We start from the raw sequence: 14592 nt of genomic DNA, 5'->3' as shown, positions 1-14592 counted from the left end.
TTACTCGCTTTCTAATAATTTTAAAATTTCGCCCAAATCCACGCCCTCGCGCTTTTCGATAAGCAGCAAATTTCGCGTCCTGTTTTTTACGGTTTGGATTCTGGCGTTGGCTATTTTTACATCAAATTCCTTAAAAACTCCCAATACGTAAGCCATCAGCCCGCGCTGATCTTTTGCGTTTATGCCCAGTTTTGCGTACTCTTGCGAGTGGTTTGGGTCAAAATTTAGCTCGCCTTTTAGTATTGTCGGGCGATTTATCTGCGCTGAGGCGCCGCTTTTTAGCGAGATCTCGATGAGGTTTTTTAAAGTTTCTAGCTCGCTTGATTTTACGTTTTTGTTAAACTCTAGCTTGACGTAAAATTTACCGTCAAACAGCTCAAAAATCTCCATAAATCCAAGATCAAGGTGCGCCAGAGCCGAGAGCAAAACGGCTAAATTTGGATAGTTTTGCGCGTAAATTTCGATGCTCAGGCTTTGGTGATTTTGCACCTGCACGCTTAGTTTATCAGCGTTTTGCGCGGCCCAGGCGATGCCGATGATATCTGCTGGTTGGTATTTAGCAAAGAGCAAATTTGACCTGATAGCGAAAATTTTTTCTCTCAAATTTTCGTTTAAAGCCGCAAATTTAGCGTTTCTCCTGATACTAAGCTCCTTTTTTACGCGCCTTGAAGCTTCATCAAGCAGATTTTCATCCTCAAAGCTTTGTAAGCAAATGCCGTAAAGCTCGCGCAAAAGTCGCGCCAGATAGGGCGTATAGAGCTTTTCGTCGGTCGCGTTTATCACGCAATAAGCGACGATATAGGAGAGTTTTAGCGTTTGCGGATCGCCTAGTTTTGAGATAAAGCTAAAAATCGTGCGCTGATCGTAGATGTCCTCGCGGTTTGCCACGTCGTTCATCAGCGTGTGGTAGCGCACGAGCGTAACGCCGATATTTACGGCTTTTGCGCTCAAATTTAGCTTTGCGGCGTAGGCGCGAAAGATATTTGAACCCACGACCGAGTGATCGCCGCCTAGACCTTTGCCCGCGTCATGCAGGAGCAATGCTAGCTTTAGCAGCGTGCGCCCCTCGATGCAAAGCTCGTCGTAGAGCGATTTTACGAATTTATCTTTGATATTTTCGGCAAATTTGACGCTTAAAACGCAGTGCTCGCCGACGCTAAATTTATGGTAGCCGTCAAATTCGGCCAAATTTACGGCGTGCTCGAGCGGTTTAACCAAAACGGGCAAAATCTCCGCGTCCAAAAGCGCCTTGATGATGCAGTGAGCGTGGTTTCGCATCAAAATTTTTCTAAAAAGCGCGAGCGAATCCTCGGCATCCTCTTTGCTGATTTGCGCGCGTTTTAGGTAAAAGATCGTACCGACGTCAAATTTATACTCCGCATCGCCAAGAGTCAAAAGCTGCTTTAATACGGCGTTTAAAGGGCGAGGGCGGACGTGCAGCGGGACGTAAATCGTATTTTCAAATCTATAAAATCCGTTTTTTAGCCGCGCGGCTCGTAGCTCGCTAAATTTCGCCCCGCTTTTAAATTTGCTCCTGTAAAAGCTAGCGACCAGATAGCGCGAGAAAACCGCGACTGAGTGCATGCAGAAAAAGAGTTTTTGCGAGATGACGCTGCTGTTTTCTTGCGTCTTTTTGGACTTGGTTTGCATGAGCGCGGTGATCTCGTTTAGCTTGGCAGGGGCGAAAACGTCCGAGCCCAGGGTTAAATTTTGAGCCGATTTTACGCAGAGAATAAAATCAGTCGCCAAATTTAGCGCGCTAAGCTCCTTTTCGTCGATAAATTTTAGAGCCTGCGAGCGCATGCTGATCTCGTTTTCAAAGCCGTTTAGAGCGCAGTTTAGATAGTAGATGTCGTTCGTGCCGCCAAGGTCGTTTTTTAGATCGGGCTCTTGCTTGATGTTTGGGATCTCGTTAAAGGCGCCTAGATTTTTGGCGTAAAATTTGAGATTTTCTTGCGCGTTAAACTCGCGAGTTTTATAAATCTGTGAGCGAGCGGCTTTGTAGAGCGTACGCGAGCCGCAGATGTAGCGGATACGGCTAAATGCGGCCTTTGCTTTATGGTCGTTTTTGTGCGCTTCGTAAATTTCGCCCAGCTCGCAAATTTTAATATTTAGCTTTAAATTTGAGCCTTCCAGCGCGGCGACTAGCTTTTTTAGGATAAATTTGACGTTAAAGCCCGCGTTTTCTTTAAAGACGATTAAAATTTCTAAAACCGAGCTTGTGGAGATGAGGTTGTCGGCGTATTTTTCGGTAGCGATGACGCAAAACGGGATAAAATCGACATCTGGGTTAAAGTCCGCAAAAATCTCGTCCAAAACCCGTGCGCACAGAGCTTTTATCAGCTCGTCGCTTTGCTTTGCGATGAAATTTGCAAAGCCCTTGCCCTGAAGCTTTTTTAGCTGCGAGGCTAAATTTGCGCATCCTAAAACGCCGTTTAAATTTCCTTTTAAAGCCATTTTTTTACCGCCGTCTTTTTGTGTAAATTTTATCCGATGATACTAAAATTTTGCAAAAACAAAGCTTTTTTAACATATAATCGCCGTTTAATATCTATTTTCGGAATAAAATTTGACAAATTTAATAGACAAACTCCAAAGCGGCGAACGTCTGGACGCGGACGAATGCGCCGGCTTGTACGACCTAGACCTTTTTACGCTGGGCAAATTCGCAAACGCCAAACGGCAAAAACTGCACGGCAAAAAGGTATTTTTTAACGTAAATCGCCACATAAACCCGACTAATATCTGCGCGGACGTGTGTAAATTTTGCGCATTTTCCGCAAACCGCAAAAATCCAAACCCATACACGATGAGCCACGATGAAATACTAAAAATCGTCGAAAAAAGCGTTGCCGGCGGCGCAAAAGAGATACACATCGTCTCGGCGCACAACCCTGAGACGCCATGGCAGTGGTATTTGGAAATTTTTAAAAAAATTAAGGAAAAATATCCTCAAATCCACGTCAAGGCGCTAACTGCGGCGGAGGTTGATTTCCTCTCGCGAAAACACGGCCTTAGCTACGAAGAAGTCGTGGAAAAAATGCTCGAATACGGCGTGGACTCTATGCCAGGCGGCGGAGCGGAGATCTTTGACGAAGAGGTTAGACGTAAGATCTGTAAAGGCAAGGTGAGCTCGGAAAACTGGCTCAAAATCCACCGCCTGTGGCACGAAAAAGGCAGAGAAAGTAACGCTACGATGCTGTTTGGCCACGTAGAAAGCAGGCAAAACCGCATCGATCATATACTAAGGATTCGAGGTTTACAGGATACAACGGGCGGATTTAACGCCTTTATCCCGCTGGTTTATCAGCGCGATAACAACTATCTAAAAGTGGAAAACTATCCCGGCTCGGCCGAAATTTTAAAGACCTTTGCTATCTCGCGTCTGGTGCTTGATAATGTCGCGCACATCAAGGCATACTGGGCGACCTCGACTATAAATTTAGCGATGGTCGCGCAGGAATTTGGCGCTGATGATTTAGACGGCACGATAGAAAAAGAGAGTATCCAAAGCGCGGCCGGAGCGAAGTCGGCAAGCGGTATGAGTCTTAGAAATTTTACCGATCTCATTCAGACGTCGGGCTTTGTCCCCGTAGAGCGAGATAGCTTATATAACGAACTAAAAATTTACGATAACTAAGGAGGCGGAATTGGATTTTTTTAAACTCAAGCAAAACGGCACTAGCGTAAAGACCGAGTTTAGCGCGGGACTCACGACCTTTTTAACGATGATGTATATCGTGCCGGTAAACGCGATAATCATGAGCAAAACCGGCATGCCTATGGATGCGCTCATCACGGCTACGGCGCTCATCACCGTGATCGCTACCGTGCTAAACGGCGTATGGGCGAACACGCCGGTGGCCATGAGCGTGGGAATGGGACTAAACGCGTATTTTACATTTGGCCTCGTGCTTGGTATGCAGATACCGTGGCAGACGGCTCTGGGTGTAGTTTTCATCTCGGGTATAATTTTCGTCGTGCTATCTTTTACAAATTTTAGAATCTGGGTCTTAAAATCAATTCCCGATGACGTCAGACGCTCGATAAGCGCGGGCATAGGCGCCTTTATCGCCTTTGTGGGGCTTCAGCAAATGGGCGTAGTCGTAAATAACGACGCCGTGCTGGTCGGACTTGGAAATTTAAAAGATCCAAACGTTATTTTGGGCTTTGTGGGACTATTTTTCGTTATACTTTTTTGGGCGTGGAAGGTTAAGGGCGCCTTTATCATCGCTGTATTTACGACCTCGGTGGTCGCTTGGATTTTTGGTATCGCGCCGTATCCGAAAGAATTTATCTCGCTACCGGCTTCGATCTCGCCGATATTCTTAGAGCTTGACATCATGGGCGCGCTATCTTTCGCGCTGCTTCCGGTGATCGTTACATTTTTCGTAACCGATCTTTTCGACTCTATCGGCACGCTAGCTGGCGTGGGAAATAGGGCGGGAATCTTTGACGAGAGCAACCAAAAAGGCGTCGAAAAACTAGAAAAAACCCTCGAAGCCGATGCGGTAGCTACGGTAGCCGGCTCGTTAGTAGGCGTTAGCACTACGACGTCGTTTGCCGAGAGCGCTAGCGGCGTAGAAGAGGGCGGCAAGACGGGACTAACGGCGGTATTTTGCGGACTATTTTTCGTGCTTACGATTTTTATGCTGCCGCTTTTTAAAGCTATCCCTTCAAACGCGATATATCCGATACTCGTGATGGTGGGCGTGCTGATGTTTAGCGAGCTTGGAAATATAAATTTTAAAGATCCGGCCATCGCTATCTCGACGTTTTTGATAGTTATTTTGATGCCGCTTACGTACTCGATCACGACGGGGCTTTCGTTTGGATTTATGGCGTATTTGCTGGTTCGCATCATGAGGCGCGAGTGGGAATACGTAAATATCGGCGTCATAGTGCTTGCGCTCATTAGTTTTATTGTATTTTTAGTGCATTAAGGAGAAAATATGCTAAAGTATCCGTTTGAGGAATTTCACAAAGACGTAAAAATAATGGTGCGGGATATCAAAGCAAATTTCGAGCCCGAGGTGATTTTGGCGATCGCCCGCGGCGGGCTTACTTTGGGGCACTTTTTAGCGAGCTTGCTAAATAACCGCAATCTTTTTACGCTAAACTCAATCCACTACGAAGAGACGCAAAAGCTCGATACCATCGATATCTTTAACATCCCTGACCTATCTAAATTTAATAAAATTTTGATAGTGGACGACATGATCGACACGGGAGAGAGCATGGTAGCTATCAAACAAGAGCTTTTAAGGCGCTTCCCGCATATCGAGCTAAAGATCGCGACTATATTTTATAAACGAAAAGCGCTTTTGTTGCCTGATTTTACGGTAAGAGAGGCACACGAGTGGATAGAGTTTTTCTGGGAAGAGCAAATTTAAGCCCAAATTTTAGCCATGTTGCGCTCGGAAACGTTTTTACTTTTTATCATCTGCCTTATAGATTTTTGCTTTTTGTCGTACGCGATTAGCACGCTTAGCATTAGCTACTACGAGGCGGATGCGTTTTATAACTCGCCTAAAATTTCAGCCGTTTTGGCTAGAGCTTCGGTTGAGATTTTCGGACAAAACGACTATGCCTTGCGCCTTCCTTTTGTTATTTGCCACATTTTTAGCGTCGCGCTGCTATACAAGGTCTCAAAGCAAATTTTAAAACGCAAATTTGACCGAGTAGTAAGCGCGGTCGTGTTTATACTGCTTCCTGCGACGATGGCGTCGGCGATCTTGGTAAACGACGCCGGCATCATAATTGCGCTTTCGCTTTTAAGTATTTATCTTTATCAGCTGCGCAAAATGCTAGCTTTTTACGCGCTTTTATGCGTGTTGCCTTTTGTTAGCGGCGCGTTTTTGGTTTATTTTTCGGCGATTTTTATTTTCGGAGTTTATAGACGCGACGCTAGGATGGCGTGGACCTCGGCGCTGCTTTTCGCGCTTTGTTTCTATCTTTACGGATTTAACTCCGGCGGCAAGCCTAGCGGCCATTTGCTTGATACCGTAAGCATCTTTGCAGCCGCATTTTCGCCTTTTATTTTTGTCTATTTCGTATATGCTATGTATAGAATTTGGATAAAAGAGGCTAAAAATTTACTCTGGTTCGTCTGCATAACTGCATTTTTGTTTTGCTTGTTTTTGTCGATCAGACAGCGCCTGGAACTCGAAAACTACTTGCCTTTTTGCGTTATTTCGGTGCCGATTTTGGTTCGGGTATTTTTTAGCTCGTACCGCGTGAGACTACCGATGTTTAGACGTGGGTATAAAATTTTAGCTTCATTTGCCGTGGTTTCTTTGCTCGTTGGGTTTTTGTTTGTACTTTTTAACGAAATGCTTTACGGCGTGCTAAAAGATCCGACCAAGCATTTTGTTTACAGATATCACGTAGCAAAAGAGCTTGCAAGGGAGTTAGAAAACGAAGGTGTGGAAAAAATTTTCACAGACGATAAAAAGCTAGCCTTGAGACTTAAATTTTACGGCATAGATACACAGCCGGACTCAAATTTGCGATTAGTAATTTTGGACCAGAAAGATAATTATGGTAATATAGCGGTCTATAAATTTGGCGTAAAAATCGCAAATTTTAAAATTATAAAAGATGATTAGGGGATAAATTTAATGAAAAAAGCCTTTACTATGCTAGAGCTTGTTGTTGTGATTGTAGTAATAGGAATAATAGCCGCCGCTGCGCTACCAAGAATCAACGATGATCATATCGCCGAAGCTGCCGATCAAGTGGTGTCTCATATCCGCTATACTCAGCACCTAGCTATGCAGGATAGCAAATTTGACCCTACTGATGCCAACTGGTTTAGAAAGAGATGGAGTATAACTTTTACTCAGGCTGCATTTTGCGGGGGTGCAAACGAATGGAGATATAGCGTATATCATGATGATGGAGCTACAACGGGTAATTTAAATTCGGCAAACGAAGTTGCAAGAGACCCATTGGATCCGAATAAATTTATGAGCTCAGGATGGGCTGGTATCCCGAATGCTGATTGCGCAAATGTCAGCAATAAATATAATTTGACGACAAATTTTGGAATAACTAATGTTCAGTTTCGCGGTGTATGTGGACAGGCTGGCTTGCAGACTTTATCTTTTGATGAATTTGGAAGACCTATGAGAAGTGTAAGTACTCCTAATGGCGGTGGTGCAACTAGGGGTTATAATAGGTTGGTTTACAATGGACAAAACTGTCAAATAGTTTTGAGTACGGCACGAAGAACCGCAACTATAACTATAACACCTGAAACTGGTTTTGTACAGGTTACTTTTCCAAACCGTCCACAAAATTAAAAATTATACAATTTTGGTTCATTCCTTCAGCTTCTTTTAAGCATATTGCTTGTATAATTCCAGCTCACGAATTGAGAAACCACCTTTAACTTTCACGTTAATAAAGCCTTTTCTTTTAATATCGTAAGTTTTAATTTTGAGTTAAATAAACAACTCTCTAATTTTTGAGAGTTTTTGAAACTAGCTCTTAAATTATGTTTTTTAAATTAACACTGTTAAACTAATTAGTCAATCTTTGAAATCTAAACAAGTGATCGATTGAGCCAATCTTTTATCAGGCTTTCCTTGGAAAGTAGATAAGAGATAAAACTAATTAATAAAATTAAAGTTTTTTGATTAAAACTTCATAATAAAATCCTAATATCTTTAATGATTTAGGTAATTTAATATGGAGAGTTTGATCCTGGCTCAGAGTGAACGCTGGCGGCGTGCCTAATACATGCAAGTCGAACGGAGATTAAGTAGCTTGCTATTTAATCTTAGTGGCGCACGGGTGAGTAATATATAGCTAACTTGCCCATTACTAAGGGACAACAGTTGGAAACGACTGCTAATACCTTATACTCCGTATCTATATAAGTAGATACGGGAAAGTTTTTCGGTAATGGATAGGGCTATATCGTATCAGCTAGTTGGTAAGGTAATGGCTTACCAAGGCTATGACGCGTAACTGGTCTGAGAGGATGATCAGTCACACTGGAACTGAGACACGGTCCAGACTCCTACGGGAGGCAGCAGTAGGGAATATTGCTCAATGGGGGAAACCCTGAAGCAGCAACGCCGCGTGGAGGATGACACTTTTCGGAGCGTAAACTCCTTTTCTTGGGAAAGAATTATGACGGTACCCAAGGAATAAGCACCGGCTAACTCCGTGCCAGCAGCCGCGGTAATACGGAGGGTGCAAGCGTTACTCGGAATCACTGGGCGTAAAGGACGCGTAGGCGGATTATCAAGTCTCTTGTGAAATCTAACGGCTTAACCGTTAAACTGCTTGGGAAACTGATAATCTAGAGTAAGGGAGAGGCAGATGGAATTCTTGGTGTAGGGGTAAAATCCGTAGAGATCAAGAAGAATACCCATTGCGAAAGCGATCTGCTGGAACTTAACTGACGCTAATGCGTGAAAGCGTGGGGAGCAAACAGGATTAGATACCCTGGTAGTCCACGCCCTAAACGATGTATACTAGTTGTTGCTTCGCTAGTCGAGGCAGTAATGCACCTAACGGATTAAGTATACCGCCTGGGGAGTACGGTCGCAAGATTAAAACTCAAAGGAATAGACGGGGACCCGCACAAGCGGTGGAGCATGTGGTTTAATTCGAAGATACGCGAAGAACCTTACCCGGACTTGATATCTAACAAATCATCCAGAGATGGAAGAGTGTCTGCTTGCAGAAATGTTAAGACAGGTGCTGCACGGCTGTCGTCAGCTCGTGTCGTGAGATGTTGGGTTAAGTCCCGCAACGAGCGCAACCCACGTCATTAGTTGCTAACGGTTCGGCCGAGCACTCTAATGAGACTGCCTTCGCAAGGAGGAGGAAGGTGTGGACGACGTCAAGTCATCATGGCCCTTATGTCCGGGGCGACACACGTGCTACAATGGCATATACAATGAGACGCAATATCGCGAGATGGAGCAAATCTATAAAATATGTCCCAGTTCGGATTGGAGTCTGCAACTCGACTCCATGAAGCCGGAATCGCTAGTAATCGTAGATCAGCCATGCTACGGTGAATACGTTCCCGGGTCTTGTACTCACCGCCCGTCACACCATGGGAGTTGATTTCACTCGAAGCCCAAATACCAAACCGGTTATGGTCCACAGTGGAATCAGCGACTGGGGTGAAGTCGTAACAAGGTAACCGTAGGAGAACCTGCGGTTGGATCACCTCCTTTCTAGAGTACAACGAATATTCTCTCACAAGATATTCGTCAAAGGAAAATTTAGGTTATCGCTATAGATAATCTACTCAATCGACCTTGTTTAGTTTTGAAAGATTGACACAAACCTTTAGGGGCCTATAGCTCAGCTGGTTAGAGTGCACCCCTGATAAGGGTGAGGTCACAAGTTCAAGTCTTGTTAGGCCCACCAGAGAATTTAATTGGGGAATTAGCTCAGCTGGGAGAGCGCCTGCTTTGCACGCAGGAGGTCAGCGGTTCGATCCCGCTATTCTCCACCATGATTAGTTTAACATAATAGATAAAGTTTAATTAGAGGACTTTTTACTCAAGCTTTCTAATTAGACTTTAGGAAACGACTATTCTTCTAAATTTACGAAATTGCGTAAGCAATTTTGTGCTTTAGGTGGGTCAAGGGAGCGAAGCTCCTTGTCGCAAGCTTGGCTTTACCAAGCTGAGAAGTCTAAACGTTATTTAGTTTATCATTGTTAAAAGTCACAATCAAGTTTTAATAAATAAAACAATTTTACAGGACTTGTTAAAGATTTAAAGATCTTGCTTATTTGCTTAATGCAGAAGTTTGACGTCACAAGATATCATAGGATTTAAAACTTACCTAGGTATTAGTCAATGCTTTCCGTCTTAAAAGCCAGAGATTTAAATTTCGTAATAGATATTGGGTTTGAGACTTCGTTTTTGAAATCTTAAATTTACAAGTTACCTTTAACAAGGAAGTGATGCGAATTAGAATATATTATATACTAATAAAAGGTAAGCTACTAAGAGTAAGTGGTGGATGCCTTGGCTAGTAGAGGCGATGAAAGACGTGCCAGGCTGCGATAAGTCTCGGGGAGCCGTCAAGGGGCTTTGATCCGGGAATTTCTGAATGGGGCAACCCAGTTAAGCGCGAGCTTAACTACCTATTATGGAGCGAACGAGGGGAATTGAAACATCTTAGTACCCTCAGGAAAAGAAATCAAAAGAGATTACGCTAGTAGCGGCGAGCGAACGCGTAAGAGGGCAAACCGTTAGTTTACTAACGGGGTTGTAGGACTGCGATATAGACTAAACTTAGCTAATAGAATAATCTGGAAAGATTAAGCACAGAGGGTGATACTCCCGTATATGAAAGCTTTGTTTTGCTTAGCAGTATCCTGAGTAGGGCGGAACACGTGATATTCTGTCTGAAGCTGGGTCGACCACGATCCAACCCTAAATACTACTACTAGACCGATAGTGCACAAGTACCGTGAGGGAAAGGTGAAAAGAACTGAGGTGATCAGAGTGAAATAGAACCTGAAACCATTTACTTACAATCATTCAGAGCACGATTCTTTATGACGTGTGATGGACTGCCTTTTGCATAATGAGCCTGCGAGTTGTGGTGTCTGGCGAGGTTAAGGAAACCCGGAGCCGTAGCGAAAGCGAGTCTTAATAGGGCGTTTAGTCAGATGCTGCAGACCCGAAACGATGTGATCTATCCATGAGCAGGTTGAAGCCGGTGTAAGAGCCGGTGGAGGACCCAACCCGCTGGCGTTGAAAAGCCATGGGATGACTTGTGGATAGGGGTGAAAGGTCAATCAAACATCGTGATAGCTGGTTCTCTCCGAAATATATTTAGGTATAGCGTCATGTAGTAACACTGGGGGGTAGAGCACTGAATGGGCTAGGGCATACACCAATGTACCAAACCCTATCAAACTCCGAATACCTAGTGTGTAATCATGGCAGTCAGGCGGCGAGTGATAAAATCCGTCGTCGAGAGGGGAACAACCCAGACTAACAGCTAAGGTCCCTAAATCTCATTTAAGTGGAAAACGATGTGGAGTTACTTAAACAACCAGGAGGTTGGCTTAGAAGCAGCCATCCTTTAAAGAAAGCGTAATAGCTCACTGGTCTAGTGATTCTGCGCGGAAAATATAACGGGGCTAAAATGAGTACCGAAGCTTTAGACTTAGTTTTACTAAGTGGTAGGAGAGCGTTGCATTCAGCGTCGAAGGTGTACCGGTAAGGAGCGCTGGAGCGAATGCAAGTGAGCATGCAGGCATGAGTAGCGATAATTGGGGTGAGAATCCCCAACGCCGTAAACCCAAGGTTTCCTACGCGATGCTCGTCATCGTAGGGTTAGCCGGGTCCTAAGCAAAGTCCGAAAGGGGTATGCGATGGAAAATTGGTTAATATTCCAATGCCAACTATAATGTGCGATGGAAGGACGCTTAGAGTTAAGCAAGCTAGCGGATGGTAGTGCTAGTCGAAAGGTGTAGGTTAAGATCCAGGCAAATCCGGATCTTTTTAAGCCGAGACCCCACAGGCGTTTGAAGTTCTTCGGAATGGATAGCGAATTGCTGATACTGTCGAGCCAAGAAAAGTTTCTAAGTTTAGTTATAGTTGCCCGTACCGTAAACCGACACAGGTGGGTGGGATGAGTATTCTAAGGCGCGTGGAAGAACTCTCTTCAAGGAACTCTGCAAAATAGCACCGTATCTTCGGTATAAGGTGTGCCTAACTTTGTGAAGGATTTACTCCGTAAGCATTGAAGGTTACAACAAAGAGTCCCTCCCGACTGTTTACCAAAAACACAGCACTCTGCTAACTCGTAAGAGGATGTATAGGGTGTGACGCCTGCCCGGTGCTCGAAGGTTAATTGATGACGTTAGCTCTGCGAAGCGTTTGATCGAAGCCCGAGTAAACGGCGGCCGTAACTATAACGGTCCTAAGGTAGCGAAATTCCTTGTCGATTAAATATCGACCTGCATGAATGGCGTAACGAGATGGGAGCTGTCTCGAAGAGGGATCCAGTGAAATTGTAGTGGAGGTGAAAATTCCTCCTACCCGCGGCAAGACGGAAAGACCCCGTGGACCTTTACTACAGCTTGACACTGCTATTGGGATAAAAATGTGCAGGATAGGTGGGAGGCTTTGATCCATAGACGCCAGTTTATGGTGAGCCGTTGTTGAGATACCACTCTTTTTTATTCTGATAGCTAACTAGCTTGAGTTATCCTCAAGTAGGACAATGTCTGGTGGGTAGTTTGACTGGGGCGGTCGCCTCCCAAAATGTAACGGAGGCTTACAAAGGTTGGCTCAGAACGGTTGGAAATCGTTCGCAGAGTATAAAGGCAAAAGCCAGCTTAACTGCAAGACATACACGTCAAGCAGGGACGAAAGTCGGTCTTAGTGATCCGGTGGTTCTGTGTGGAAGGGCCATCGCTCAAAGGATAAAAGGTACCCCGGGGATAACAGGCTGATCTCCCCCAAGAGCTCACATCGACGGGGAGGTTTGGCACCTCGATGTCGGCTCATCGCATCCTGGGGCTGGAGCAGGTCCCAAGGGTATGGCTGTTCGCCATTTAAAGCGGTACGCGAGCTGGGTTCAGAACGTCGTGAGACAGTTCGGTCCCTATCTGCCGTGGGCGCAAGAAGATTGAGGAGAGTTGACCCTAGTACGAGAGGACCGGGTTGAACCGACCACTGGTGTACCAGTTATCCTGCCAAGGGTAGCGCTGGGTAGCTATGTCGGGATGTGATAACCGCTGAAAGCATCTAAGCAGGAAGCCAACTCCAAGATGAATCTTCTTTTAAGAGCTCTTATAGACTATAAGTTTGATAGGCTGGGTGTGTAATGGATGAAAGTCCTTTAGCTGACCAGTACTAATAGCTCGTCTGCTTATCTTTTAATAAGCATCACTTCCTTGTTAAGGGTAATTTTATTTCCAAAATTAGAAATAAAATATCTAATCTATACCTTATCAAGATCTTGTTTTAGTTAAAATGAAATTTGACTTTTAACAATTAAATAGCAGTGTTAAAGAAGTAAATTAATATAGTTTATTTCTTTAACACTGCCCGTGACTATACAGACGAGGAAACGCCTTGCTCCATCTCGAACCAAGAAGCTAAGCTCGTCCTGGCTGATGATACTCTCCCTTACTGGGATGTCGGGAAAGTAGGTCGTTGCGGGCTTTGTTTTTTATGCTTTTATACTATTTACTCTCTTATTTTATATTCTGTATTCTAAAGTGTATTTATCTAGTGCCTAAGGAGTGATGCTTTTAAAATTTTACATGAGGATGATGCGGGTGGTTATGTGTGCTGTGGATTTACATGGGATTGATTTGTGCAAGTCGAAGCTGTATGGCTACCATTAGTGTGTTATATTTTAAGGGTGTCAGGTAAAGATCATAGCGTGAAAGTAGTTTGTGATAGGATGAGCTGAACCCAAAGAGGAAGGTTATCTAACGAATAGAAGCTCTAAAGTTGGCCATAGTACAATGGAAGTCTTTTGTGGTGTATGATATTTTTTGAAGGTAAATCATAACATAAAGCAAAAATCATTTTAGTCAGTAAATAACATCGCTTTATGATAAAATAATTTATGCAAAAATCTCGCAATCAATGTGCTATATTTTATTTACATACGATAAAAGGGTGTCAGATTAAAACTAAAGTAAGGAAAAATTTGAGCCAAGTACTTTAAAGTGTACTCGAGCTATAATTAAACTCTATTCAAGTATTTTTAGGGGAAAGGGGAAAATAGTGAGATTAAAATGTGTTTTGCTCACGCTACGTTTTTTATGGCCCTTAGTTATACTAATATTAAGCTTTTTTAGATTTTCATTTAGAAGTTGATTTGCTTAAATACATTTGCAGCACTGGTTTATATTAATAATATTTTTTAATAATCTTATAATTATTTTTTGGTAGAATATGAAATAATTTTTTAAAAAGGAAAAACTATGAACAAATTTGTGTTATTAATGTTGGCATGCGCTTCGATGGTATTTGCCGCTATAAATTTAAATACCGCTACAAAAGAGGAGCTTATGAGTTTAAACGGCATTGGTTCAGCAAAAGCAGATGCTATTATTGAATATAGAAAAACAAATAAATTTGAAAGTATAGAGGATATTAAAAACGTAAACGGTATCGGCGATAAGACTTTTGAAAATTTAAAAGGCGATATTTCTACGAGCGGTACGAGCGTAATGCCTACAAGCGATAAACTATCCAAAAAGGCAAAAGAAGTCAATGATGTGACCGACAAAGTAAAACAGGGCAAAAAAGAAGTCGCTAAAAAAACAAAAGATGTAGAAGACAAAGTAGCTGCGCCTGTAAAAGATATGGATAAATCTAAAACTGACATAGAAGAAAAGGCTTCTAAAAACATCACAAATAAAGTAAAATCCGGCGAAGATAAAATAGAAAAAGATATTGATGACGTTAAGACTAAGGCAAAATCTTCAAAGAAAAAAGTTGAAGAAAGTGGAGTTAAGGGAGTCGAAGCTAAAAAACCTACAAAGAAAAAATCAGAATAATTCTATGTTATTGCGGCTCAAATTTGAGCCCAAAATTAAGCTGAGTAAACCCTTTTTGATAAATGATCAGAAAG

Annotated in this window: 7 protein-coding genes, 2 tRNA genes and 3 rRNA genes; 11 read left to right on the top strand and 1 reads right to left on the bottom strand. The window is 43.2% G+C overall.

Going from position 1 to position 14592, the window contains the following annotated elements:
- Window positions 1-2457: an HD domain-containing protein gene (locus CSHOW_RS06930; protein ID WP_002948856.1), complete on the bottom strand. Its 2457-nt coding sequence runs from the start codon at window positions 2455-2457 to the stop codon at window positions 1-3.
- Window positions 2458-2569: 112 nt separating this feature from the next.
- Here CSHOW_RS06930 and mqnE point away from each other — a divergent pair, with 112 nt between their 5' ends.
- The 11 genes from mqnE to CSHOW_RS10665 all read left to right on the top strand — a co-directional run bounded on the left by mqnE (window position 2570) and on the right by CSHOW_RS10665 (window position 14518).
- Entirely contained in the window at window positions 2570-3640 is a 1071-nt protein-coding gene (gene mqnE / locus CSHOW_RS06925; RefSeq protein ID WP_002948854.1) for an aminofutalosine synthase MqnE, read from the top strand.
- Between the two features lie 10 nt (window positions 3641-3650).
- On the top strand, window positions 3651-4943 hold the full coding sequence (locus tag CSHOW_RS06920; protein ID WP_002948850.1) for an NCS2 family permease: 1293 nt from the start codon (window positions 3651-3653) through the stop codon (window positions 4941-4943).
- 9 nt (window positions 4944-4952) lie between these two features.
- A complete protein-coding gene (locus CSHOW_RS06915; RefSeq protein ID WP_002948847.1) occupies window positions 4953-5393 on the top strand; it encodes a phosphoribosyltransferase in 441 nt (146 codons plus the stop codon).
- Window positions 5394-5408: 15 nt separating this feature from the next.
- Window positions 5409-6608 (top strand): glycosyltransferase family 39 protein, encoded by a 1200-nt coding sequence (locus CSHOW_RS06910; protein ID WP_002948846.1) that lies wholly within the window; start codon window positions 5409-5411, stop codon window positions 6606-6608.
- Window positions 6609-6620: 12 nt separating this feature from the next.
- Complete coding sequence (locus CSHOW_RS06905; protein WP_002948844.1) at window positions 6621-7304, top strand: prepilin-type N-terminal cleavage/methylation domain-containing protein; 684 nt, start codon at window positions 6621-6623, stop codon at window positions 7302-7304.
- A gap of 385 nt (window positions 7305-7689) precedes the next feature.
- Window positions 7690-9200 (top strand): 16S ribosomal RNA (locus CSHOW_RS06900).
- Window positions 9201-9319: 119 nt separating this feature from the next.
- Window positions 9320-9396: transfer RNA gene (locus CSHOW_RS06895), tRNA-Ile, on the top strand.
- A gap of 12 nt (window positions 9397-9408) precedes the next feature.
- Window positions 9409-9484 (top strand) — tRNA-Ala (locus tag CSHOW_RS06890).
- Window positions 9485-9972: 488 nt separating this feature from the next.
- A 23S ribosomal RNA gene (locus CSHOW_RS06885) occupies window positions 9973-12878 on the top strand.
- A 169-nt stretch (window positions 12879-13047) separates the two neighbouring features.
- Window positions 13048-13166 (top strand): 5S ribosomal RNA (rrf, locus tag CSHOW_RS06880).
- Together the 16S, 23S and 5S rRNA genes with 2 tRNA genes alongside form the textbook arrangement of a ribosomal RNA operon.
- Window positions 13167-13939: 773 nt before the next feature.
- On the top strand, window positions 13940-14518 hold the full coding sequence (locus tag CSHOW_RS10665) for a ComEA family DNA-binding protein (RefSeq protein ID WP_002946954.1): 579 nt from the start codon (window positions 13940-13942) through the stop codon (window positions 14516-14518).
- Window positions 14519-14592: the final 74 nt, after the last annotated feature.

The sequence above is a fragment of the Campylobacter showae genome (assembly GCF_004803815.1).
In the GTDB taxonomy this organism is placed as follows: domain Bacteria; phylum Campylobacterota; class Campylobacteria; order Campylobacterales; family Campylobacteraceae; genus Campylobacter_A; species Campylobacter_A showae.
This window is presented reverse-complemented; position numbering and strand designations above follow the sequence as displayed.

What these genes read in the sequence shown, in the direction of transcription:
- CSHOW_RS06930 (WP_002948856.1), bottom strand. Translation starts at nt 2,457, where the DNA reads ATGGCTTTAAAAGGAAATTTAAACGGCGTTTTAGGATGCGCAAATTTA.
- CSHOW_RS06915 (WP_002948847.1), top strand. Translation starts at nt 4,953, where the DNA reads ATGCTAAAGTATCCGTTTGAGGAATTTCACAAAGACGTAAAAATAATG.
- CSHOW_RS06910 (WP_002948846.1), top strand. Translation starts at nt 5,409, where the DNA reads ATGTTGCGCTCGGAAACGTTTTTACTTTTTATCATCTGCCTTATAGAT.
- CSHOW_RS06905 (WP_002948844.1), top strand. Translation starts at nt 6,621, where the DNA reads ATGAAAAAAGCCTTTACTATGCTAGAGCTTGTTGTTGTGATTGTAGTA.
- CSHOW_RS10665 (WP_002946954.1), top strand. Translation starts at nt 13,940, where the DNA reads ATGAACAAATTTGTGTTATTAATGTTGGCATGCGCTTCGATGGTATTT.